This is a genomic window from Clostridium sp. MSTE9 (genome assembly GCF_000277625.1).
Lineage (GTDB): Bacteria > Bacillota > Clostridia > Oscillospirales > Acutalibacteraceae > Faecalispora > Faecalispora jeddahensis.
Map to the genome: position 1 here is coordinate 1 of NZ_AKFU01000024.1, position 23,977 is coordinate 23,977.

The window sequence follows — 23,977 nt, forward strand, 5'->3', positions numbered from 1 at the left end:
CGGGGCGGGCACTTACTTTCGTGAAAGGACGAAAGTAAGCAAAGGCCTTCCAAAGGACACATTTGGAATCCGTTTGGGGAACGGTCCTTGTAAGTGCAAACAATAACTATCCGTAAGGCGCTCCAATGAAAGTGCCCACTCTCCGAACTTCATCAAGAAACAAGCTTAGCATTCTCGTCTGTCGGCGGGCATTTTCAGAGCGCTCTCGTTAGCTCCCAGTTTTGTGGGGAATGCGGCTTCGCCGCATTTTTTTATTGGCTTGAGAACACTTTCCGTACCAGTTGCAGGCGTGAAAGCTTTCCTTACAAACCCGCTTCACGCGCAGGCTGTGCCTGTGCGTGAGTAAGAACCAGAGCGGGAGCTTCTCCCGGTTTCCAAAGGCAGCGCCTTTGGTCGTTGAGTGGGGGTTCCAAGGGGGAGAGAATCGAAACTCCCCCCTTGGCGAATCTTTGCTTCCTTTCTTTTCGTCAAGAAAGGAAGGGCCTGCCCCGGCCTGAGGGGCAAGCCTGCGCCAGCAGACAGACCGCGCCTGCACGCACATCGCGAAAAAACCTGCAAAAAAAATAACCCGCTCTCTCGCGAACGAAAAAACTTCCGTCAAATAAAAAAAACACCCCGGCACGAGGGGCAAGCCTGCGCCAGCAGGCAAGCTGCGCCTGCACGCACATCGCGAAAAAACCTGCAAAAAAAACAACTCACTCTCTCACGAACGAAAAACCTCTGTCAAATAAAAAAAACCACCCCGACATGAGGGAGCAAGCCCGTGCCAGCAGACAGGCCGCGTCTGTACGCACATCGCAAAAACAACCGCAGAAAAAAAACTTTACAACTTAACGTTGAATCAATTAAGTTTTCAACTATCAGTTAACAGTTTGTTGAAAACCTTCTTTCCTTTCCATTTGACGATACGCTCAAACAATAGCCCATTCATCATAATGAAAGAGGACTGCCGCGATGCGCTCACAGACTTAGCCTGCAAATAAAAAAAGCGCCGGATGTTCAAAAAACCCGGCGTTTTTATTGATGATGTGATAATTTTTCTCATTCTTATAATTTATCTTGCAATCTTCCCCATAAAATGGTATTCTCATTCTGTAAGGTACGATTAAGTGCAAAGCGGGAACGGGGTGCTAGCACCACCCCGCCCCCTGCTACGGAGAGTACACCTCCATAACAACAGCTTTCGCTGCGATTTGCAAGCACAATTATAACCCATTTTTCCCCTTTTGTACAGGGGGGTGCCTTTAAATGGGTTTTCCGTCCGGGTTGTGCGTTGCACTTATATAGTGGCGCTGTGTTATGGGAGTCCCCCTTTGTGAGGGGAATGATTCGTAACCAGTGCTTTTTTGTTGCCTTACAGACAAGGCAAAGCGGGCCGGGTTTCTGTGAAAATTGAAATGTCAATCCGAATTCCCAATGATTGATCTGCCTCTCTTAAAAACCGCAGGCCTCTCCCCAGAGCTATGTGGTCCCGGCTCCGCCGCGCCGCTGTCTGTAGGAACACGATTGCCGCGCACACCGTCCGTGTGCGGATTCACCCACAACAAAAATCCTCTCCTGAAAACAGGAGAGGATTTTTTCTGCCCCAAGGGGCTTTCTGATCAAATCTTGCTTTTATTCATAACGCAGCGCTTCGATCGGGTCGAGCTTTGCGGCCTTGTTGGCGGGGTAATACCCAAAGAACAGGCCGATCGCCATAGAGAAGCCGACCGCCACCGCAATAGAGGCAATCGTCGGCACCACCGGCTGACCGATCAGCACTCCTCCCAGATACCCCAGCGCGCCGCCGGTTATAATTCCCAGCGCACCGCCGATCACACAAATGATCATCGATTCCACAATAAACTGAATCCGGATCGCGCTGTCTTTCGCGCCCAGCGCCTTGCGGATACCGATTTCACGGGTACGCTCGGTCACGGATACCAGCATAATGTTCATAACGCCGATGCCGCCTACCAGAAGCGAAATCCCCGCAATGACCGCGATTGCCAGCGACATGGTGTTCATGATATTGTTCATTTCCGTCAGCTGAGAATCATAGCTCATGGCGCGCACCATGACCGTCTCGTTATTTGAGTACCACTGGTTGAAAAACTCCTGGCTGTCCAGGCTGGTTTTTGAATAATCCGAACCCATCAGCGCGCTGACCGTAAAGGAGGAATAGCCGTCATTGGTGTTCAGAATCCGCGTGGCCGCGCCGAGGGGCAGGTACATATTCGTGGTATCGGTAACGCCCATCATCGCCTGCATGGCCTCGTTGCCAACCGACACATCCTCGTAAATCCCTACCACGGTAACGGTCTCACGGCCTGTATCCAGGCTCACCTTGATCTGCTCGCCCAGCGGATTGGAGTTGCCGGGGAACAAAATCGCGGCCAGCTTTTCCGAGATTACGGCAAGATTATTGCCGCGCTGCACATCGCGATCCGTCAGAAAGCGTCCGCTTTTGATTTTGATGTTGCTCGTAACGGCGTAGCCCGGATTGACCCCCGACACATTCACCTTATAGGTTTCACCGCGGAATTTGATCGTACCGGAGCCAACGCTGCGCGAAAGGCCGATGCCGTTGATCCGGTCCTTGAACCGCTCCTGATACTTCTCGATCATATCGTCGCTCATCAGGTCATCCGAATCCATCGAGATGCTCCTTGCGTTATCGCGAGGGGAAACATACACCTCAATGTTGGTAATTCCAAAGGTCTCCAGCGCGCTGCTGACCGAATTTGTCATTGCCGAGCCAACGGACGAGATCGCGATTACAGAGCCGATGCCGATGATGATGCCCAGCATGGTGAGCAGGGCACGCATTTTGTTCGCGACCAGCCCGGCTACCGCAAGGCGAACGTTTTCCATCAGATTCATACGACCGCCTCCTGTTCCGGGCGGTGTACGTTTCCGCGATTATCCACGTCGCTGACAATGTAGCCGTCGCGGATGGTGATGATGCGGTCTGTTTCCTCGGCCAGCTCCTGGTTATGGGTAATCAGTACGATCGTTTTCTTCTCTTTCTCGTGAAGCGTGTGAAACAAATCCATTACCAGGCGGCCGGTAGAGCTGTCAAGCGCACCGGTAGGTTCGTCGGCCAGAATAATGGAAGGGTCGTTTGCCATGGCGCGGGCAATCGCCACACGCTGCTTCTGGCCGCCCGAAAGCTCATTCGGCATGTGGCGGGCCCGTTCCGACATCTCCACCAGCTCCAGCAGCTTTTTCGACCGCTCCACCCGCTTTGCGTGGGGAACGCCGGCATACAGCATCGGCAGCTCCACGTTGCCCAGCGAAGTGGAACGCGGGATCAGGTTAAAGGTCTGGAACACAAAGCCGATCTTGCGGTTGCGGATGTCGGAAAGCTGATTGCTCGGCATGTCGCGGGTCGAAACGCCGTCCAGCAGGTATTCGCCGGAGGTCGGGCGGTCCAGCGCGCCGATCAGGTTCATCAGGGTCGATTTGCCCGAACCGGACGCGCCCACGATGGAAACAAATTCGCCGTCGTATACATTCAGATTGATGCCATGCAGAATCTCAAGCTCATTGGGCGTGCCGAGATAATACGTTTTGATAATGTCGTGCATTTCGATGATGGTTTTCCCGCTCATGACGAAGCCTCCCCGGAAGCGCCGCTCACCGCGTCCGCCAAAGCCGACGCGCCGTTTGTCACCGTAATGAGCAGCCCGGGCGACATGGATTTTGCATCGGTGATCACCGGCGTTCCCGCCGTGAGGCCCTCACCGGAAACCTCTATGGACAAGTCGGTCTCAAGCCCGGTCTTGACCGGGATCGCCACCGCCTGATAGGTGTCATCAGCCTGTTTTTTCGGGGTGTAAACAACGGTTTCGCCCTTTTCGTTCGTGGTCAGCGCATCATAGGGAACCGACAGAACGTCGGTCTTTTCCTGTGTGATGATCTTCGCCTTGGCGCTCATGCCAATGCGCAAGGGCGTATCCGGCGTCTGAATCAAAACATCGGCTTCAAATTCCACATTGCTGCCGGTCGCAGCCGCAGCGGCAGCCGTGCCTGTCGCGGCACTGCCCGAGCCGACAGCGGCCGGGGCGATCTTCTGCACGATGCCCTCGTACTCCACATCGCCGGTGGCGTCCGCCGTAATGACGGCCTTCATTCCCTCTTTGATGGAAGGCAGGTCGTATTCCTTCACTTTCACCTTTACCTGCAGCCCCTCTGTGTTCTCGATCGTGAACATCAGGCCGGTCGCGGTCGCGTTTTCCTCCGCGTACACGGCGGTAACCGTTCCGGCGGCGGGCGCGGTGACAGTGCATTTCTTCAGGTTATCGTTGAGGGTTTGAATCTCTGCCTGCAAAGATTCCGTGTTCGCCGCTATTTTTTCCGAGGTAACGGCGTCCTTGGCGCTGTCCAGCGACTGGCTGGCCGCGGTCTGCGCCGCTTTGAGCGACTGCACGGCACTGTCATAGGCAAGCTGCGCATCCTCAACCGCTTTCACATAGTTCTTCATCTTGTCTGTGGAGGCGTTCTGCGCATCGATGGTAGCGGCATTGAGCGCCTTCTGCGCGTTATTGTAGGCGAGCTGCGCGTCCTCATACGCCTGCTTTAACACCTTTACCGAGGTAAAGGCCCCTGTGGTATCATCAATAAATCCATTGTTTTCTTCAAAGTCGTCGATTTCCTTCTGCTTGGCGTCAATCTCAGTCTGACTCGCTCCGTCCTTCTTGAGCTCTTTCAGCTCATCCTTCAGATCGTCCAGCTCATCCTTAAACTCTTTTTTCGCCTTATTGTATTCCTTTTCCGCCCGGTCATAGGCCGCCTTGGCGGTAGTTGCGCTGGCAGTTGCCGACACCAGCTGGTTTTTCATTTCCTGATCCACCCGGGCCTGGTTGACGTCGCGGTCGTCAATCGCCTTGCTGAGCGTGCGCTGGGTATTTGTCACCTGATCCTGCGCAGTGTTGATCTGGGCGTTGAGTCCCTGATCCAGATTGTTCTTGGCGTCCTGATAGTTTTTCTCTGCGGACTGAATCCGCTGCTGTGAGCTTTCCGAACCGGTACGCAGAGCAATTTGCTTTTGCTGCAGGGTATTATGTATGTCGGTATCGTCCAGCTGCGCCAGCAGCTGCCCGGCGGCGACTTTGTCGCCCACCTTCACCGGCACACTCTCAATCGGGGCAGACACCTCGGCATACACATAAACCGTATCGGTGCTTTCCACATTGCCGCTGGCTTCCACGGTGCCGCGCAGCGTCTGTTCGGCCAGCGTCTCAGTCTGAACCGGTGTAGGCGTCGGTCCCTTCTGGGAAAAAACCGCAAACGCTGCTGCGATTCCGATCACCACAACACCGGCAATAATGATTACTTTCTTTTTTTTCACGGCGTTATCCTCCAATGGAAAAATGCGAACCTTACGCTCATTTGTATTACTCGATTAGTACAATAATACACTAATTTTTCGATAAAATCAATCGATTTTAATTATGGGAGCGCGGCTCATCATAATTTTACAGAATAGTCATAATTTTGCAACAGGCGCCCTGCGAAAATTGTTAATGACATTAACTATATAATAAGAGTATTTATTTTGAATGTCAAGGCAAAAGTATTTGAAAGAAATACCATATGGGGAAAACGGTAGTTTTCTCCGCAGCCTTTTTGTGGTAAAATAGCTGCAAAGCAGGTGGACCCCGGTGGGTTTGAGGCCGCTGACACATCGCGGTGCAGGTGAAAGAAAATAAAATAAAAAAAACAGAACGGCGCTTGCGCCCCAAGATACAAAGGAGGAACCCCATGAAGCTGCAAGGATGGTATTTGTATAACAGCGCGTTCGTCTTAAAGACGCAAACCCATTGCTTTATTTTTGATTATTACCCGTACGCAGGGGAACCGCGCACCGGCTCTCTGGATTCCGGCCGGCTCGATCTTCAGCAGATACGCGAATTTGGCCTGCCTGTAACGGTATTCGTTTCTCACGCGCACTATGACCATTTTGATAAAAGTATTTTCACCTGGCAGGAAGAGCTTCCGGGGATTCACTATGTTCTTTCCGATGACGTTCCCGCTCCGCACGGCCTTTCGTCCGACTTCGTGTTAACGGTTCAAGCCGGTCAGCAATACGAGTGGAACGGCCTGGTAATCCGCACGCTGCTGTCTACCGACCAGGGCGTAGCGTTTTTGATCCGCATACCGGGCGCTGTCATCTACCATGCCGGCGACCTGAATTTCTGGGACTGGGAGGGCGAAAGCGACGCGTACCGCCGCCAGATGGAACAGGATTACAAAGAGCAGATCGACTGCATTGCGGGGGAACAGATCGATCTGGCGTTCGTCCCGCTGGACGGGCGGCTTGAGGGAACCTACTGGAAAGGGCTGGACTACTTGATGCGTGCAACGGATACCCACCACGTCGTTCCGATGCACTTCCGCGATCAATATGAGGTATTTGACTGGCTGCGCCGCCAGCCCGAAGCACAGGACTATTTGAGCCGGGTGCAGGTGCTCACCCATCAGGGCCAGCCGTTTCTCTTTGACGTGGAATAACGCTGCCCCAAAAGAATGAAAAGCACGGAAAGGGAGTACCCCTTCCGCGCTTTTTTACGCAGGAAATCCCGCGAAGGCGGAATCATCCCTTGATGAATTTTTCCATGAGCAGGTGGCCCGTGTCCACACGCAGACCGGTCGCAGCCGCGGATTCCTCCGAGAAGCAGTCTACGCCGGGGCATTCCTTGCTTTTGCGGTAAATCAGGAACGGCACGGGGTCGTTCGTGTGGGTGCGCAGCGCCAGCGGCGTCGGGTGATCCGGCACCACCAGAATGCTGTAATCGTCGTACTGCTCCATATCCTCGAGCAGCAGCTTCAAAATCCGGCCGTCAATGTATTCTATGGATTTTACCTTATTCTCGATTTCGTGGCGATGCCCGCACTCGTCGGGGGCTTCCACATGAATGTACACAAAATCCTGGCCGTCTGCCAGCTCTTTCAGCGCGGCCCGCGCCTTGCCCTCAAAGTTGGTATCGATGTAACCGGTAGCGCCCTCCACATGCACCACGTGCATGCCGGAGAACTTGCCGATCCCCTTGAGCAGGTCGACCGCGGAGATCATCGAGCCTTTCAGGCCATATTTCTCCTCGAACGGAGAAAGCTGTGCGCGAACGCCCTCGCCCCAAAGCCACATGCTGTTGGCCGGGCGCTGGCCGCGCGCCACACGCGCCCGGTTCACCGGGTGATCTTTCAGCAGATCATATGATTTCACCATCATATCATACAGTTTGGCCGCGTTGGGGTGCGTGGGAATATACTCGCGGATCGGCTTGCCGGTAATATCGTGCGGCGGTGTCAAAGTGCCGACTTCCAGCGTGCCGTTATTCCAGATCAGGCAATGACGGTAGCTGACGCCGCTGTACAGTCGGAACTCCTCGCTGTCGAAGTGCTCCGCCAGATATTTGATCAGGATTTCCGCTTCCTCGGTGGAAATATCGTCAGCACAATAATCCAGAATCGTCTTGTCGGCGTATTCAGGCTCGTCCGAAAGCGTGACGAGATTGCAGCGGAACGAAACATCCGTGGGCTTCATATCGATGCCGATACTGCCTGCCTCCAGAGGAGAGCGGCCGGTGTAGTAGACTGCGGGGTCGTACCCCAGAACCGACAGGTTTGCCACGTCGCTGCCGGGCTTCAGGTGATCCGCCACCGTCTTGACCAGGCCAACCTGTGACTTCTTTGCCAAAGAATCCATATAGGGCTTGTGGGCGGCCTGCATGGGGGTTTTTCCGCCCAGCTCCTCAACCGGATAGTCCGCCATTCCATCGCACAACAAAACTACGTATTTCATAGAGAGTTGTCCCTTCCGTATGATTTAGAGTTTAGTCTATTCTAACACAATCCGCACCGGATTTCAAACCGTCCGGCAGTCATAACCAGCCTTGGCTGTAAATTCCGCCGACCAATTGGATCACAAGCGTAACGGCATAGATGGCGCCGCACAAGGGCAGCCTGCTTTTGCCCGAAATCGGGAGCGACTGATGCAGCGCAAGCACACCGGCCAGCAGCCCTAAAGCAAAACCCAAAACGCCAAACAGCAAAAGGCCCGTCGCCATCAGCACCGGAATCATTACCGTGGCCCAAACGGGAATCAGCGACATCGGCACGTACGGCTTGCCGGATCTCAGGTAAACGCCATCCACAGCCACGTCAACAGAATTGCCCATCGCCGTGATCCGGATATCCTTGCCGTCCACAGACAGATCCTCGTCGATCACCCGAACAAACTGATTCTTGCTTTTCGCGGCGCGCCGTTCGCCGTCCACATGCACCGTGGCGCGAAACAATCCAAATTTAATCCCGACCTCGTGCGGCTGACCGTCTACGGTAACCGTCCAGTTTCGAAAACCGTCCATTCCATTTCCTCCGTTCTGCCGCAGGACAGGGCTGCGCCCTCCCCGCAGATACTTCTTTCCACCATATCGCATTCATTATACTACCGGCAGCATTCCTGCGGCAATAGGGATACTTGATTCTGCTCCCATAAAACAGCAAAAAGCCCGCAGGCAAAACTCTGTTTGCCGCGGACAAATAAAAAAAGCAGCCAAGATTTCTCTTTGCCGCTGAATGATCGTTTCATTATACAGACCTTACCGTTCCGGCCTATCGCCGGCCCGGTATGCTCTCGCATGGCGCTGATTCCAATATTTCGCGCAGACTCCGTTTGTCTGTCCTGTATAACTTGTTTATAGTATAACCCCACTTATCCGATTTGTCAATAGTCTATTTGCAAATTTACTTATATTTAACAAATAATTAATATTCATCCCTGTTTTTGCAAACTCTGCCCGCTCCCCTCTTCGTGCCATAGCGAAAAATTGTTCCTTTTTTCAGCGTTGATTTGAAAGGTGAATTTTTCTATGACTTGTCTCACATAAAAATTCTGCTGGCGCAGGCTTGCCCCTCGTGCCAGCAGAATTCACACGGGCAACCCATAAAGATAAAAATAATGCTTACAGGACGAAAGGCTACTTCCGCGCAAAAACAGCCAGCGCATGCGCGACGAATGGAGCGCGAAGCGGAAGCTTTTATCTGAGCTGCCCCGCGATGTATGTGCAGGTTTAACCTGCAAAAAAGCAGCTAAGATTTCTCTTAGCTGCTGAATCATCTTTTCATTATACAGACCTGGCCGTTCCGGCTGCTGCCGGCCCGGTATGCTTTCGCATGGCGCTGATTCCAATATATCGCGCGGGCTCCGTTTGTCCGTCCTGTATAACTTGTTTATAGTATAACCCCGCCTATCGGATTTGTCAACGGATTAATCTATTTTTTACACAAATTACACAAAACCTTAAATTCCAAGCAGCTTCGGCGACGCTTCTTTCAGCTTACCGATGATCTCAAGAGCATCTTCCCGATGCGCGCCGCGTGCGGAAAGATAAATCTTGATCTTCGGCTCCGTGCCGGAAGGACGCACCATCAGCTTGCAGCCGTTCTCCATACGGTACTCCAGAACGTTTGATTTCGGCAGATCAATGGGGCTCTGCTCCTCGCCGTCAAAGCGAATCCTGGTCTCGTAATCGCTGTGGCCGATCACGCGGTAGCCCGCGATCTGCTCCGGTGCGGCTTTCCGCAGCGCATCCATCATGCCGGACATCTTATTCATGCCGTCCTGCCCTTCAAACGCGAAGTTCAGCAGATCGTTGATATAATAGCCGTGTTTTTGGTACAGATTGCCCATTGCTTCCACCAGCGTTTTGCCCTGACGCTTGTAATAGAGCGCCATTTCGCAGATCAGCATGCTGGCGTTTACGGCATCCTTATCGCGCACATAGCTGCCCGCCAGATATCCGTAGCTCTCCTCGTAGCCGAAAATAAAGCGGTCCCGCTCCCCTTTGGCCTCCAATTCCCCGACTTTTTCACCGATGTATTTGAATCCGGTAAGCACCTTGAACAGCTCGATCCCGTATTCCGCCGTGACGGCCTCGTTCATGTCGGTGCTGACGATCGTGCTGACCACCGCCGGATGCTCCGGCATGGTACCGTTCTGGCGGCGCATGCGCGCCACAAAATCCAGCAGAAGAACACCGACCTCGTTGCCGTTGAGCAGCACGAATTCACCATTGTGCCGCACGGCAATGCCCGCGCGATCGCTGTCGGGGTCAGTTGCCAGCAGCAAATCGGGCTGCAGGCGTTCGCTGAGGTCGAGTCCCTTTTGCAGCGCCTCGCGGAATTCCGGATTCGGATAAGGGCAGGTGGGGAAGTTTCCGTCCGGCTCTGCCTGCTCGGGAACGACCGTAACATCGCTAATGCCGATTTCTTTCAACACGCGAGTTACACACATGCGTCCCGCACCGTTGAGCGGCGTATAAACCACCTTCAGGCCGCCATCGATATCGCGGAGCAGGCTCTGGCTCTTCACGGCCTCTATATACGCATCCGTTACCTCCTGCGGAATCGTCCGAATCAGGCCCTTCTCCACGCCTTCCTCATAAGAGATATGTTTGACGTCGCTGAAAATATCGAGACTGTTGATCTCCTCCAGTACGCGGTCGGCCATTTCCAGCGCAATCTGGCAGCCGTCGCTGCCGTACGCCTTGTAGCCGTTGTATTTGGCGGGATTATGGCTCGCCGTTATGTTGATGCCCGCGTCACAGTGCAGGTAACGCACCGCAAAGGACAAAGCGGGAGTGGGCATCAGCTCGGGATACAGATGAGCCGTAATGCCACTGGCCGCCAGAACACCTGCGGCCTCCCTTGCAAAAAGCTCGGAATTGATCCGGCTGTCGTGGGCAATTGCCACCGCGCCGCCGGGTTTCTTTTTATTCAGATAATTCGCGAGGCCCTGGGTTGCTTTCCGCACGGTGTAAATATTCATCCGGTTGGTTCCCGCGCCCAACACGCCGCGCAAGCCGCCCGTTCCAAATTCCAGATCGCGGTAAAACCGGTCGTTGATCTCCTCCGGCTGATCGGCAATGTCTTCCAGCTCCTGAGTCAGCTTCGGGTCTTCCAAAGGGGTATTGCGCCATCTCTCATATTCTGTCATATCCGGTACGTTCCTTTCCTTTCGCCCGATCAAAAGACGTTATTTGTATCATCCTTCTACTTGAAAACAAACCATTGATTTCCTCCCCCGCTTACGACAGAGAAGAAATTTCCGTATTCCAGTAAGCCCTTTTTCAAGTCGGATCATCTATCCTTAGAGTAGCATCGGCACACCATTTTGTCAATGCGAAACAAGGCGGCAAACCTGACGTCTTACCCACCCGTACGAGAACCCTTTTGGCCTCTGAATTTCGAGTTCTCTTCCACCCTAATTCGCACGGATCACATTCGTTACCACGCCCTGCGGCGTCAAATCCACAATGCCGTAGCTGGCATCTGCTCCGCGCAGAGAACCCGGATTCATCACGTACAGTCCGTTATCATACTCCGTGTATGGTACATGTGTATGCCCGAACAGCAAAATCGTTGCTTTTTGCAGACGTGCGGCCAGCTTGATTTCATCCAGTGTGTATTTTACATTGTATAAATTACCGTGGGTATAGAAAATCTTGCGGTTTTCCAACTGGATTTCCCCCAGCGGGGGCAGTGCGGATCCCCAATCGCAGTTGCCGCGCACCTGTAAAAACATCTTTTCCGGATGGACAAAGCGTTCATCCTCCATGTCGTCGCACCCATCCCCCAGATGGATCACCACCTCGGCCTTCGGCTGCGACAAAATCACGCGGTGCAGGGTCTGCCGATCTCCATGTGTATCTGACACAACTAAAATTCTCATGGAACCTCCTTCTATCACAATGCCGCTTTTCACTCAACCAGTTTTACAGTTCTTTTCTGATCAACGGCGGTAAAAGAACTGCCGATTCAAAAAAAGTATTGTCCTTTTCTTCAAATCGGCGCTTCGGGTTCTTTCCCCGCCGAAGACGGAGGCAGAACTGCCGATTTTAAAGTGTTTTGTGCTTTAACTTTCATATCCCGAACCTCTCATTCATATCATAGGAAAAGGGGTGATAATGATGCAATCGAACCAATCCAACCAAGCCAACGAAAAACAGCTTCTGCTGAATCTGCTTGCGCAGCGCCTTGGCAAAAGTCCGGACGAAATCATGCAGTACGCGGAAAACGGAAACCTGCCCGCTCTGATGCAGAACATGAACCCGAATGACGCAGCTGCACTGCAAAAGGTGCTGAACGACCAGCAGGCAATTCAAAAGCTGATCAGCTCACCGCAGGCGCAGGATTTGATGCGCCGCCTGAACGGACAGAAATAAGAAAAGGGTGTGAGGGTATGGATGATCTCACCAGCAAAATCAACGAGCTGCTCAGCGACCCACAGGCCATGCAGCAACTGAATAGTCTGGCGGCCTCGCTGGGGCTGGGGAATTCCACACCTAACACCCCCACGCCTCCGGGGCAGAACGCACCTGCCGGCAATAACCCTCTTCAGGGGCTGGACCTGAGTAGTCTGGCCGGTCTTTTGGGGAACGCCGGTTCTGCCGCTCCGGGCGGCGGAAACATACCCCAGTCCCCCGGCGCGCCCGGCGGGCTGGATACCGCAAAGCTCAGCTCGCTGCTGTCAAGCCTTGGCGGTGCAGGCGGCCTGAATGCCTTGTCGGGCCTTTTGGGCGGCGGGGGCGATGGCGGAGGAGGACTCGGCGCACTCGCCGGCCTTCTGGGTGGAAACGGGGGCGGCGGAGGACTCGGTGCGCTCTCCGGCTTGCTGGGCGGGGGCGGGGGTGGCGGGCTGGACGGCGACACCCTGCAAGTCGTCTCGAAAATTTTGCCTTTGCTTTCTACCTTCCGGCAGGAAGACAACAATACCCGGCTGCTGCACGCCCTGCGTCCTCTTCTAGGGCCGGAGCGCCAGAAGAAGGTGGATGAAGCCATAAAAATGCTTTCGATGCTGCGCCTGCTGCCGGTACTCCGCGGGCAGGGAATTCTGTAACGGAAGGGGGATTTCGCAGTGGCGACCAACGATACCAACGATATGCAGCGCATGCAGCAGGACGCCATCCGCCGGGTGCGTGAAATGCAGAACCGCGCCCAGCAAAGCCTGACTCGCTCACAGCAGGCCGCACCCACGGAGCCCCAAAAGCCCGAGCCTGAGCCACAGCCACAGCGCCATCATGATTCTTCCCCTGCACATGGAGCGCCGCCCGCCTTACCGCTCCCACAGCCCAGCACGCTTTCAAACCTGTTTGACGGGCTGCTGCAGGACGGCGAACGCACACTGATTCTGGTTCTGCTTTTAATTCTTGTTTCGGAAAAGGCCGATACCGGCCTGATCTTTGCGCTGATGTATTTGATTATTTAAAAATTTCGGTTTTTAGAAGTTCCTCTGATAGAGTTCCATTTTCTCCTACTTTGAGAGAGGAAAAATCTTTACGAGAGTCGGCCGCCAGCCATACTTACGCACTTCTCTTCTTCCCTCCAAAGATGGTAAAACGCTTCGATTGGTTGAGCCCGGGCCATAGGCCCGGGCTCATTTTAGTTAAGACGCATTGTCAGCACGGACAGCCGTCACATATTCGCTTTTGCCGTCCGCGGTTTTCTTCAGAACATACTGCATATATTTCACCGGCTCGGGAGTAGCGCTTTCGCTCTCGGTGCCGTCCTGCCAGTCACCGACCACATAGCCGACGCGCAGAATAACGGTATCGCCGGATTTTTTACTGTTGACCGTATACGGGGAGAAGCTGCTCTGCGAGCTGTACGGAGTAACGCGGAACACGTTTTGCTCCGAATCGTATTCAAAGAAGGTTTCCTCCTGGGGATTCGACGGCTGCAGGTCGCAGTCCGGGCCAAACAAAGCATGGCAGGCGTCTACTACATCGCCAAGCGGAACCAGCGTACGGCCCTGATCATCGTAGCTGTTGTACTGGGCTCCGTTTTGCGTCACGGCGCGCCACAGTGAGGCCTTCATGATCATTTCGGCATCCGCTTCCTTGGGACTTTCAAACGGCTCGGGGTCCTGCATCACAACCGGGGACAGGAAGGTATCGTACGCGCGCAGCTGACTGTCGTCGGTTACGGCCCGGTAAATCTGCTGGCTCACACCCCACACGATCACCGAAAGGCCCACAAACGCGAGCACCATGATCAAAGCTCCCATGCCGATTCCATAGCGGTATTTACCGCGCCTGCGAAGCGACGGAACCCGGTCCGCGGCAGCGGGTACAGCCGCCGCTTCCGGACTCTCCACGATTTCCTGCTGCTCCTGTTCCTGCTCCTCGGGCGAACGCGAGTCCTTCTTGATCAGCAGAATATCCTCACGGCCGGCAGTCTCGCCTTCCGGCAGAAAATCATCCAGCTCCGGTTCCGGCTCGGGGTCGGGAGCCTGCGCCGCCTGCGCCAGATCAGCCGCCATTTTCTGTGCCTTGATCCTGGCCTGCTCCGCTGCCTCCAGCGCCGCGCGCACCTTTTTTTCTTCCGGGCTGCGTTTGGAGGATTTCTTCCGTTTCTCCGGCTTTTTCTGATATGCCGACCGGTAGTCCGAAGAAACCTGCGTCTCATCACTCTTTTTGCTTTCGGCAAAGCGGTCAAAATCGATTTCCTCTATTAGTTCCTCCGGAAGCTCGCCGTGTTCCCCGGCCTGTTCCTGCTTCTTTTCATTTTGCTCTGAGTTCATGGCCTCTCCTTTTTATCCTAACGATCTTAAAAAAGCCGCTGAATTCCATCCCCGCCAAAGGTGGGGAAGGAATCGCTGTTTTTACATAAAGTCATGCTGAGTCACTATTCTCTGATTTGCCCATCACCGGTAATAATGAATTTCTGAGATGTCAGCTCATTGACGCCCATAGGCCCTCTGGCATGCAGTTTCTGGGTGGAAATGCCGATTTCGGCCCCAAGCCCGAACTGACCGCCGTCGGTAAAGCGCGTGGAAACATTCACATACACTGCAGCCGCATCCACGCGGGAAGTGAATTGCCGGGCGTGCCCGTAATTATTCGTCACAATCGCCTCGCTGTGACCGGAGGAATATTTCGAGATATGCTCGATCGCCTCATCCAGAGAATCCACCACGCGCACTGCCAGAATATAATCCGAAAACTCGGTGGCCCAGTCGTCTTCCACGGCGGGGATCACTGTATCGCACGCTCCCAGGTTTTGCAAGGCGCGCTCATCAGCACGCAGCTGCACCTTTTTCTCGTCGAGCATTTTCTTCGCGACAGGCAAAAATTTCTCCGCTACCGCGCTGTGAACCAGCAGCGTTTCCGCCGCATTGCACACGGAGGGGCGAGAGGTTTTGGAATTGAAGATGATCCTCGCCGCCATTTCCAAATCGGCACTGTCGTCCACATATACGTGGCAGTTGCCCACACCCGTTTCAATAACGGGCACATGCGAGTTTTCCTTCACAGAGCGGATCAGGCCCGCTCCGCCGCGGGGAATCAGAACATCGAGGTACTCGGTCAGGCCCATCAGCTCCACGGAGCTCTGGCGGCTGGTATCCTCGATCAGCTGAATGCTGTCGCGGGGCAGACCGGTACTCTCTACAGCGTCGCGCATCACTTCCGTAATCGCAGTGTTGGAATGAATGGCCTCTTTGCCGCCGCGCAGGATAATCGCGTTGCCGGCCTTCAGACACAGCACCGCCGCGTCCGCCGTTACATTGGGGCGGGCCTCGTAAATCATGCCGATCACGCCCAGGGGAACGGCAACCTTTTCGATTTTCATTCCGTTGGGGCGAACCTCACCGGAGAGAATGCGGCCGATGGGGTCTGTCTGCGCGGCTACCTGCCGCGCACCCTCTGCCATATCTTTGATGCGGGCTTCGTTCAATGTCAGGCGGTCGAGCATCGATTCACTCATACCGCCGGCGCGCGCCTGCTCAAGGTCGATTTTATTTGCACTGATTATTCTTTCCACATTTGCAACCAAACCATCCGCAATGCTCATCAGCGCGGCGTCTTTTTTGGCGCCGGCATTGGCCAGCACACGGGCGGCCGCCTTGGCCTTTTGGCCCATTTCCTGCAGCTTTGTCATAGCGCTTCCCCTTTCTATGAGAAACAGTTCCGTTTTGGAAAACGGAAAATCTTATATTTGTGTATTTAAAAATATTCTTCCCCGAGAAAACCACGGGTATAAAAAACGCGCGGCCGCCGGCAGCACCCTCTGTGGTGCTGCCTTTGCCCGGGCTCCCGCAAGGAGCCCGGGCAAACCAATGCCGGACAGGCATGGGGCGTACGCGCGCAATGTGTTTTTATTCCGCTTCGAATATCGTCCCCAGGTCTTCTCCCGCCAGCAGACGGTACAGATCCTTCGGGGCAGCGCCGTTGATGATGCCGCACGGAATCCCTGCAGCAGTAGAAACCATAGCCGCAGAAATTTTGGTGCGCATTCCCCCGGTTCCTCTCGCAGAGCCTTCCCCGCCGCCGAGTTCTTTGATCTCATCGGTGATTTTTTCGACTCGCGGGACTCTTTTTGCATTGGGGTCCTTCCTCGGATCGGCGTCGTACAGTCCGTCGATGTCGGTCAGAAGCACCAGAAGGTCGGCCTCCGCCAGTACCGCCACCGTAGCGGACAGCGTATCGTTATCGCCAATATGCGCGCCCATCAGCTCATCAATAGACACCGTATCGTTTTCATTCACGACCGGAATAATGCCCATATCGAGCAGGGTCCGGAAGGTGTTCTGCACATTCCGCTTGCTGATCTGCTCGATCATCACGTCGCTCGACAGCAAAACCTGAGCCACAGTGTGGTTGAACTCCCCAAAGAATTTATCGTAAAGGAACATCAGCTCACACTGGCCCACCGCCGCGACTGCCTGTTTTTTCTCGATCTCACGCGGTCGTTCCTTCAACCCCAGTTTGCTCATGCCAATCGCCAGCGCTCCGGAGGTAACCAAGATCATTTCCTTACCGGAATTCTGCAGGTCGCTGAGTACCTTACAGAGCTCCTCCATGGTGCGGAAATTCGCCTTCCCGTTATCGTATGTCAGGGTTGAGGTGCCAACTTTAACAACGATCCGCTTGGCCTGTGTGATTTCAGACATTCCTTTCACTCCTTTTCCTGGTTCTATCTATATGCAAAGCAGGCCGAGCCTGCTCATACAATGCCAAACAAAACCTATCCGTTTCCGGATTCCCCCACTCCCGCGGTGGTTTCTTCCTCTCCCCTGCGGTAGCGGGTTTTGCCGCAGTACACGCATGCGCACAGCGCGGCGAACACCAGCACCAGCGGCTCGCTGGCGGCAGAAAGCCCCAGCACTACTCCCGTGAGCACATCCGACGGGTAGTGAACAAATAAATAGAGGCGGGAAAACGCCATCAAAAAAGCAAACGTAAAAGCGACGATCCCCAGTGCATGGTTGGCGTGGAAAATGATCAGCGCCGCGCCAAAGGAAGACATCGTGTGACCGGACGGAAACGAATAATCCGTAGGCCGGTTCACCAGCAGCTTTTGGTCCGGGTATGTATGGCAAGGTCTTGGCCGTGCCACCAGGGGCTTAAGCACAAAGTTCGTCAGCACACCGCAGGCGGCCAGAACAAAGAACATGACAACCCCGGCTTCCCGGTAATGCGGCATCAGGAAAAACACAACCATTACAGTTGCCCACACTGCACCTACATTTCCCACCAGAGAAATGTACGGCATCACTGCGTCAAACAGGCTGCAGCGAAAATTCCGCTGAATCATGCGCAGCATCTTTATATCGATTGTCTGTATCCGATCAAACATCAAATAATTCCTTTCCGATCCCCTCGAACAAAGCCGCCTCAAATACGGCCCGGGGATTTCATATCCATTAAAACACCATTCATTCCCAATTTCAGGTCATTCAATGATTCACCGCGCGGCGATGGTCTTATGTAGTATGATACCATACATTTACGAGTGGATATTTATATACATGACCGACCGTAAAATTCCTCGACTGACGGTTCAACACGCTCTTCACCCCGGAGCTTTGCTTCAGCATGCGGAATGAAGTCATTATACCACAAACGCACCGCGCTGTTGTAATATATTTACAAATCAGCGGTATAATAGGTTACTTATAGTTATTATACCCTATCTGAAAATATCTCACAAGGGATAAAAGCTGCGAAAAAGTGAAAAGTTTTTGCGAAAAAGCCGTTAAAAAAGCACAGTTGAGATTGAAAAGCGGCTCTGATTGCATCAAAGCCGCCTTCGGAATTTTCACTTTATTTTGCTATACCGGTTATAGAAAATGCTCGATCATATACAGTGTTTTTGAGGATTCCACGTAATAAAGGTACATTCTGGTGCTACCTTTCTTCTTTGCTTTCATTCCCAGTGTTGCGCCGTCAAAGTCAGGAAGGTATTTCTGCTCTACCGTGATTCCACTGGACAGTATTTTTAATACATCTTCCCTTTCTTCCTCCGGCACAGCTGAAATTGGCTTCATTGATTCGGGAAATGCGGGAGTCTTATCATACTGAAACACATGGTACCGCTCGCCGTCCCCATGAATATTGGCCTCGCTATTGGCTTGATACAGCAGTTTTGCATTTGTGGGCATCGAAATATTCCAATTTTGCCGAAAGACGAAAAAGTAATCCCTGCCGTTTTTCAGCTGAATTCCCGTCCATATTGAGCCAACCAAAATTACAGCCAGAATGGCGATAATTACCCAAATTTTCCTTTTCTTCACAGTGATATTCACTCCCCAGTTTTTCACGATTTAGATCATATTGAACTTCTTGCTATTGAATCGATGAACTGGTTGAGTTGTTCAACAGACATATTTTCAAACTTTTTCTCAAGCGCTGTAGTCTCAATTTGAGATTTCTTTTCAGATATAATCCCTTCATTTGCATAAACCGGAATGCCCTAAGATACAAGAATAGATAACGCGATTATTCCACTTAATAATCTTGTTCTTACCTTTTTCAAAACTGAAATATCTCCCTTTACTCAGTCAAAAATTTTATTATCTTTCAAAAATTAAAATAATCACCTCTTTTATTTAAAAAACAATTTCTTTTTATGATGTTTTAGTTATATCATATTTATTTTTAATATATATTTTGTTTAAGAAATAATATAGTCATTTTTGTAAGAATTCTTGATGTTTCCTCTCTATCTAGGTGTAACTATTTTCCCTTTTCTTCAAGTGAAAAATTGTAAACACCCACCTTAAAATTATCTCACAAGGGATAAAGGCCATGAGATGCTCCGGAAATGCAAACTAGACCCGTTCCGCTGAAATCCCCTTTGCAGGTCAAGTCCGCTGAAAGCTTTGATTCTTACTTACCTAAAGACCTGATCTTTTTAAATAAAAAAAGATACCGCCCGAAACCGGACGGCATCCTTTTTCATTTCTGCCGCGTAATTACTGGCGCGGCTTATTGTTATTGGGGCGGAAACCGTTGCTGCCGCGGCGGTCGTCACGGCGATCGTCTCTGCGGGGAGCAGGACGTCGGGGCGCGTCGGAAATCTCGTTCTCCGGCACAAGGCCTTCTACCTCGATCAGCGCGTCACGGCGGGAGAGGTTCAGGCGGCCCTTATCGTCGATCTCGAGCACCTTGACCATCACTTCGTCGCCGACATTGACTACATCGGTCACCTTCTCGGTGCGCTTGACGTCAAGGCGGGAAATGTGAACCAAACCCTCCTTGCCGGGGGCGATCTCGACAAACGCGCCGAAGTCCATCAGGCGGGTTACCTTACCGTTGTAGATGGCGCCGGGCTCCGGATCGTTTACGATCGTATCGATGATCGTCATTGCGCGGCGGCAATTGTCGATGTCGATACCGGAAACGAATACGTGGCCGTCATCCTCAATGTCGATCTTCACGCCGCACTCAGCGGAGATCTTCTGAATCACCTTTCCGCCGGAACCGATGACCTCGCGGATCTTCTCTGTGGGGATCACGGTAGACAGCATCTTGGGCGCGTATTTCGAAAGCTCCGCACGCGGCGCGGGAATCTGCGGGAGCATGATGTCGTCGAGGATATAATCGCGGGCCTTGTGTGTCTTTTCCAAAGCCTCTTTAACCATTTCGGGGGTCAGGCCGTCGATTTTCAGGTCCATCTGAATGGCGGTGATGCCCTCATGGGTACCGGCCACCTTAAAGTCCATATCGCCGAAGAAATCTTCCAGGCCCTGAATGTCCACCATGGTCATCCAGCGATCGCCCTCGGTGATCAGGCCGCAGGAAATACCGGCTACCGGCGCCTTGATCGGCACACCGGCATCCATCAGAGCCAAGGTGCTGCCGCACACGGAACCCTGAGAGGTGGAGCCGTTGGAAGACAGAACCTCAGAAACCAGACGCAGCGCATAGGGGAATTCCTCCACGGGGGGAATCACCGGCAGCAGAGCGCGCTCAGCCAGAGCGCCGTGGCCGATTTCGCGGCGGCCGGGGCCGCGGCTGGGCTTTGTCTCGCCGACGGAGTAGGACGGGAAGTTGTAGTGGTGCATATAGCGCTTGTACTCTTCGTCGTCAATGCCATCGAGCAGCTGGCGGTCTGTGACCGGGCCGAGGGTGACGATGGTGAGCACCTGGGTCTGGCCGCGGGTGAACATACCGGAGCCGTGTACGCGGGGCAGCAGGCCAACCTCCGCCGCGAGCGGGCGGATCTCATCCATGCCGCGTCCGTCTACGCGCTTGCGCTCGTCGAGCAGCCAGCGGCGCACCACGTACTTCTGGGTCTTATACAGGCATTCGTCGATCTTTGCCGCGCTGTCGGGGTAAAGCTCGTCGAACTTCTCATGCACTTTTTCGTAAACCGGCTTCAAACGGGCGTCGCGCACCGTCTTGTCGTCGGTGTCGAGCGCCAGGCGGATATCCTCGATCGCGAATTCCTTGATCGCGGCGAGCATCTCCTCGTCGGGCTCGTTGCTCGGGTAGCTGAACTTCTCTTTGCCGATCTCTTCCTTCATCTTCTTGATCAGCTCGATGATCGGCTGGTTGGCGGCATGGCCCGCCATGATGCCGTTGTACATCACATCGTCGCTCACCTCATTCGCACCGGCCTCGATCATTGCGATGCGGGAATCGGTAGAGGCCACGGTAACGGCCATCTGAGACTTCTCTTTCTGCTCGGCGGTGGGGTTGATGACGATCTCACCATCCACATAGCCGACGGAAACAGCAGAGATCGGCCCTCTCCACGGGATGTCCGAAATACTGATCGCAATGGAGGTACCCACCATGGCGGCGATTTCGGGGGAGCAGTCGGGGTCTACGGACATAACAGTGCAGACGACGGAAACGTCGTTGCGCATGTCCTTCGGGAACAGCGGGCGAATGGGGCGGTCGATTACGCGGGAAGCCAGAACCGCTTTTTCGGAGGGGCGGCCTTCACGCTTTAAGAACGACCCGGGGATTTTGCCGACTGCGTACAGCTTTTCCTCAAAGTCAACGGAAAGCGGGAAAAAGTCGATGCCGTCGCGGGGTTTGGCCGAGGCCGTTACTGCCACGTGAACGGCGGTTTCGCCGTAGCGCACAAGGCATTCGCCATTGGCCAGCTGAGCCATTTTACCGGTTTCGACCACCAGCGGGCGGCCGGCGAAGTCAGTTTCATATACCTTGAAATTTTCGAACATCAAAAAATCCTCCTTGTAACTTCTTTTTTCAAAATGCCCGGGAGGGAAACAGGCTTAGCAATTAAACCAATTCCTATGCATACCGCCTAGAAACTCGTTTCACTGCTAAAACCCAGTTCCTCCCGTAAGCAAAATAATTTCGCACAGATGCCTAAAAGGCAGACGGCTAAAAAAGCCGTCTGCCCGAAACAGCGTGCTATTACTTACGGATGCCCAGTTTCTCGATAATGGCGCGATAACGCACAATATCCGTTTTGGTCAGGTATTTCAGCATACTTCTTCTCTGTCCGACCATTTTCAACAGGCCGCGGCGAGAATGATGGTCTTTCTTGTGGATCTTGAGGTGATCGGTCAAATCGTTGATTCTCTTCGTCAGGATCGCGATCTGAACTTCGGCAGAGCCGGTATCTCCCTCGTGCAGAGCATACTGCTCAATAATCTGCTGCTTTTCTTCTTTTAACATGGTTTTTCCACCCTTTCCGTGCGGGTTACGCACATTGTACCCTCAATCCCAGCAAAAGGCCGGTGAATTCCCCATAGGGGCTTATTCCTTATTCCGGGAAAGGGGCTATCAACTAACTGATTGATTATACCATAGCTTCCTGGGTTTGTAAATAGGGGCTTACCAGGCTGCGGGCCGTCTCAGCGTCGCGCAGAATCGCCTGCCGCAGCTGATCGAGATCGTCGAATTTCTGCTCGGGCCGCAGGAAGCAAACCAGCTCCACCGGCACGCGGCGGCCATACAGGTCGCCCGAAAAGCCGTCGATCATCGTTTCGGCCAACACCCCGTCGGAACCGACGGTAGGCCGTATTCCAATATTTGTCACTCCGGCATACCGTTTGCCGCCTATGGTTACGACCGAGGCGTACACGCCGAACCGGGGACACAAAAAACCCGGCGGGAACGGCTGATTAATGGTGGGCGCGCCCAGCTTGCGCCCCAGCTGACGTCCATGCGCCACCGGGAAATCCACCGAGTAAAACCGGCCCAGAAGACGGGCAGCCTCCGTGGTATCGCCTGCCTGCAGCGCCTCGCGGATGCGCGTGGAGCTCACCGGTCTGCCATCGAGAGTAAGCGCCGGTACGACCGCCACCTCAATGCCGAACTCCGCGCACAGCTCTTTGAGCTCCGCGCTGCCGGCCTTGCCGCCGCGGCCAAAATGAAAATTAAAGCCGCAGCTCACCTCTTTGGCGTGCATGACACCATGCAGAATGTTTTCCACAAATTCCCGCGGTGACAATGTGCGCACCTCTTCAAAACGGGGCATGTACACTCGGCGTACACCCAGACGCTCGAATATCCGCAGCTTGCTCTCGCTGGCGGTCAGGCGCAAATCGCCGTCGCCCTTGAACATCTCCTGCGGGCTGGCGTCGAAGGTAAACACCGTAGGGACCAGCTTACGGGCCGTAAAGGTCACGCAAGAAATCACTCTCTGATGCCCCAGGTGGACTCCGTCAAAAACACCCATGGCCACCGCACTCTCCGACGGCGCAATCTGTTTTAAATCATGGAACACCTGTAATCTCAAACCAAAACCTCCCGATCAGCGCTGTTCCCCTTGCCCATACCCCTGAAAACCGGCTGTATTTCAGGCCTTCTGCTCCGTACCGCTGTCATAAAACAGACGCAGCACGGCCAGCTCCTGCGTTTCGGCATCCGCCTGGCCAAGACCCAAAAATTCCCCTTCGGGCGAATAGACCCTCACCCGCGCCTCCGGCGCAAGAGGATCCCTCAGCCGCAGACGCTCCAGCGCCAGCGCACCGCCATTTTGAAAACGCACGCTCTGTGCGGCCGTTACCGAAATCTGCGGCAGATGGAGAAACAGGCTTTCCACCGGCAGAACCCGACTCTCGAGCTGACTCTGCTCCGCGAGAGAGCGGGCTTCGTCGAGCGAAAGCGCCTGCTCCAGCGAAAAGCCGCAGGCCCGGGTACGCCGCAGCGCCGTCATCATGCCGAGACTGCCCACGGCTTGTCCCAAATCGGCGCACAGCGCGCGGATATACGTTCCCTTTGAGCATTCGACCAGCAGGCTTCCCCGCCGTTCGGGCTCGTTATATTCCAGCAGCTCCAGCCGGTAAATCGTCACCGGCCGGGGCTCGCGTTCAATCTCAATTCCCTGACGCGCCAGCTCGTACAAATGCCGGCCGTCTTTCCTCACCGCCGAGTACATTGGCGGCGTTTGCAGAATATCGCCCTGAAAAGAGGGCAGCGCCGCAAGCAGCTGCTCACGGCTCACCGGCGCATCGCTCTTCCGCAGCACCGTGCCGGTGTTATCCTGCGTGTCGGTGTCCACCCCGAGCTGAAATTCCGCGCGGTACACCTTGTCGGAATCCTCCAGCAGAGAGGCGGCGCGGGTCGCCTTGCCCAGCAGCAGCGGGAGCACCCCCGTCGCCATCGGGTCCAGCGTGCCGGTATGCCCGATCTTCCTCTCCCGGCTCAGGCGGCGCACAACCGCCACCACGTCGAACGAGGTAAAGTCACAGGGCTTATCTATTACCAGGACTCCGTTCATCGGG

The 23,977-nt window shown here is 54.0% G+C and carries 20 protein-coding genes; 4 read left to right on the plus strand and 16 right to left on the minus strand.

Annotation, left to right across the window (positions count from 1 at the left end):
• Positions 1-1,614: 1,614 nt before the first annotated feature.
• The 3 genes from HMPREF1141_RS05255 to HMPREF1141_RS05265 are packed head-to-tail and all read right to left on the minus strand — an operon-like array spanning position 1,615 to position 5,332.
• Entirely contained in the window at positions 1,615-2,862 is a 1,248-nt protein-coding gene (locus tag HMPREF1141_RS05255; RefSeq protein ID WP_009061877.1) for an ABC transporter permease, read from the minus strand.
• Positions 2,859-3,593 carry an ABC transporter ATP-binding protein gene (locus tag HMPREF1141_RS05260; RefSeq protein ID WP_009061892.1) on the minus strand — a complete coding sequence of 245 codons (735 nt, stop codon included), beginning with the start codon at positions 3,591-3,593 and terminating at the stop codon, positions 2,859-2,861. The genes HMPREF1141_RS05255 and HMPREF1141_RS05260 overlap by 4 nt, the downstream gene beginning before the upstream one ends.
• Entirely contained in the window at positions 3,590-5,332 is a 1,743-nt protein-coding gene (locus tag HMPREF1141_RS05265) for an HlyD family efflux transporter periplasmic adaptor subunit (RefSeq protein ID WP_009061910.1), read from the minus strand. The genes HMPREF1141_RS05260 and HMPREF1141_RS05265 overlap by 4 nt, the downstream gene beginning before the upstream one ends.
• 413 nt (positions 5,333-5,745) lie before the next feature.
• Between HMPREF1141_RS05265 and HMPREF1141_RS05270 the strand changes: the two genes are divergently transcribed.
• The gene (locus tag HMPREF1141_RS05270; RefSeq protein ID WP_009061912.1) at positions 5,746-6,495 is read left to right on the plus strand and encodes an MBL fold metallo-hydrolase; all 750 of its coding nucleotides are present in this window, start codon (positions 5,746-5,748) and stop codon (positions 6,493-6,495) included.
• 82 nt (positions 6,496-6,577) lie between these two features.
• Here HMPREF1141_RS05270 and HMPREF1141_RS05275 read toward each other — a convergent pair whose 3' ends face one another.
• The 4 genes from HMPREF1141_RS05275 to HMPREF1141_RS05290 form a co-directional block, all read right to left on the minus strand.
• Entirely contained in the window at positions 6,578-7,786 is a 1,209-nt protein-coding gene (locus tag HMPREF1141_RS05275) for a cofactor-independent phosphoglycerate mutase (protein ID WP_009061871.1), read from the minus strand.
• Between the two features lie 79 nt (positions 7,787-7,865).
• The gene (locus tag HMPREF1141_RS05280; protein WP_155863516.1) at positions 7,866-8,351 is read right to left on the minus strand and encodes a hypothetical protein; all 486 of its coding nucleotides are present in this window, start codon (positions 8,349-8,351) and stop codon (positions 7,866-7,868) included.
• Between the two features lie 935 nt (positions 8,352-9,286).
• Positions 9,287-10,981, minus strand: coding sequence for a phospho-sugar mutase (locus HMPREF1141_RS05285; protein WP_035316594.1), 1,695 nt, complete (start codon positions 10,979-10,981; stop codon positions 9,287-9,289).
• Positions 10,982-11,248: 267 nt separating this feature from the next.
• Complete coding sequence (locus tag HMPREF1141_RS05290) at positions 11,249-11,716, minus strand: metallophosphoesterase (RefSeq protein WP_009061872.1); 468 nt, start codon at positions 11,714-11,716, stop codon at positions 11,249-11,251.
• A 235-nt stretch (positions 11,717-11,951) separates the two neighbouring features.
• Between HMPREF1141_RS05290 and HMPREF1141_RS05295 the strand changes: the two genes are divergently transcribed.
• Genes HMPREF1141_RS05295 through HMPREF1141_RS05305 form a run of 3 tightly spaced genes read left to right on the plus strand, consistent with a single transcriptional unit; the run spans position 11,952 to position 13,252 of the window.
• Positions 11,952-12,209: a hypothetical protein gene (locus tag HMPREF1141_RS05295; RefSeq protein WP_009061936.1), complete on the plus strand. Its 258-nt coding sequence runs from the start codon at positions 11,952-11,954 to the stop codon at positions 12,207-12,209.
• Between the two features lie 17 nt (positions 12,210-12,226).
• On the plus strand, positions 12,227-12,883 hold the full coding sequence (locus HMPREF1141_RS05300) for a hypothetical protein (RefSeq protein ID WP_009061898.1): 657 nt from the start codon (positions 12,227-12,229) through the stop codon (positions 12,881-12,883).
• Between the two features lie 18 nt (positions 12,884-12,901).
• Positions 12,902-13,252 (plus strand): hypothetical protein, encoded by a 351-nt coding sequence (locus HMPREF1141_RS05305; protein ID WP_009061932.1) that lies wholly within the window; start codon positions 12,902-12,904, stop codon positions 13,250-13,252.
• Positions 13,253-13,429: 177 nt separating this feature from the next.
• Here the strand turns inward: HMPREF1141_RS05305 and HMPREF1141_RS05310 are convergent, their stop codons facing one another.
• The 9 genes from HMPREF1141_RS05310 to truB form a co-directional block, all read right to left on the minus strand.
• Positions 13,430-14,566, minus strand: coding sequence for a hypothetical protein (locus tag HMPREF1141_RS05310; protein ID WP_009061850.1), 1,137 nt, complete (start codon positions 14,564-14,566; stop codon positions 13,430-13,432).
• A 104-nt stretch (positions 14,567-14,670) separates the two neighbouring features.
• Entirely contained in the window at positions 14,671-15,924 is a 1,254-nt protein-coding gene (locus tag HMPREF1141_RS05315; RefSeq protein ID WP_009061880.1) for a glutamate-5-semialdehyde dehydrogenase, read from the minus strand.
• 217 nt (positions 15,925-16,141) lie between these two features.
• Entirely contained in the window at positions 16,142-16,936 is a 795-nt protein-coding gene (gene proB, locus HMPREF1141_RS05320; protein WP_009061845.1) for a glutamate 5-kinase, read from the minus strand.
• A gap of 74 nt (positions 16,937-17,010) precedes the next feature.
• Positions 17,011-17,622 carry a phosphatase PAP2 family protein gene (locus HMPREF1141_RS05325; protein WP_009061895.1) on the minus strand — a complete coding sequence of 204 codons (612 nt, stop codon included), beginning with the start codon at positions 17,620-17,622 and terminating at the stop codon, positions 17,011-17,013.
• Between the two features lie 484 nt (positions 17,623-18,106).
• Positions 18,107-18,559 (minus strand): hypothetical protein, encoded by a 453-nt coding sequence (locus tag HMPREF1141_RS05330; protein ID WP_009061909.1) that lies wholly within the window; start codon positions 18,557-18,559, stop codon positions 18,107-18,109.
• A gap of 681 nt (positions 18,560-19,240) precedes the next feature.
• On the minus strand, positions 19,241-21,460 hold the full coding sequence (locus HMPREF1141_RS05335) for a polyribonucleotide nucleotidyltransferase (protein WP_009061849.1): 2,220 nt from the start codon (positions 21,458-21,460) through the stop codon (positions 19,241-19,243).
• 199 nt (positions 21,461-21,659) lie between these two features.
• Positions 21,660-21,923 carry a 30S ribosomal protein S15 gene (rpsO, locus tag HMPREF1141_RS05340; RefSeq protein WP_009061953.1) on the minus strand — a complete coding sequence of 88 codons (264 nt, stop codon included), beginning with the start codon at positions 21,921-21,923 and terminating at the stop codon, positions 21,660-21,662.
• A gap of 124 nt (positions 21,924-22,047) precedes the next feature.
• A complete protein-coding gene (ribF, locus tag HMPREF1141_RS05345) occupies positions 22,048-22,989 on the minus strand; it encodes a riboflavin biosynthesis protein RibF (RefSeq protein ID WP_009061867.1) in 942 nt (313 codons plus the stop codon).
• Between the two features lie 60 nt (positions 22,990-23,049).
• A complete protein-coding gene (gene truB / locus HMPREF1141_RS05350) occupies positions 23,050-23,973 on the minus strand; it encodes a tRNA pseudouridine(55) synthase TruB (protein ID WP_009061944.1) in 924 nt (307 codons plus the stop codon).
• Positions 23,974-23,977 lie beyond the last annotated feature (4 nt).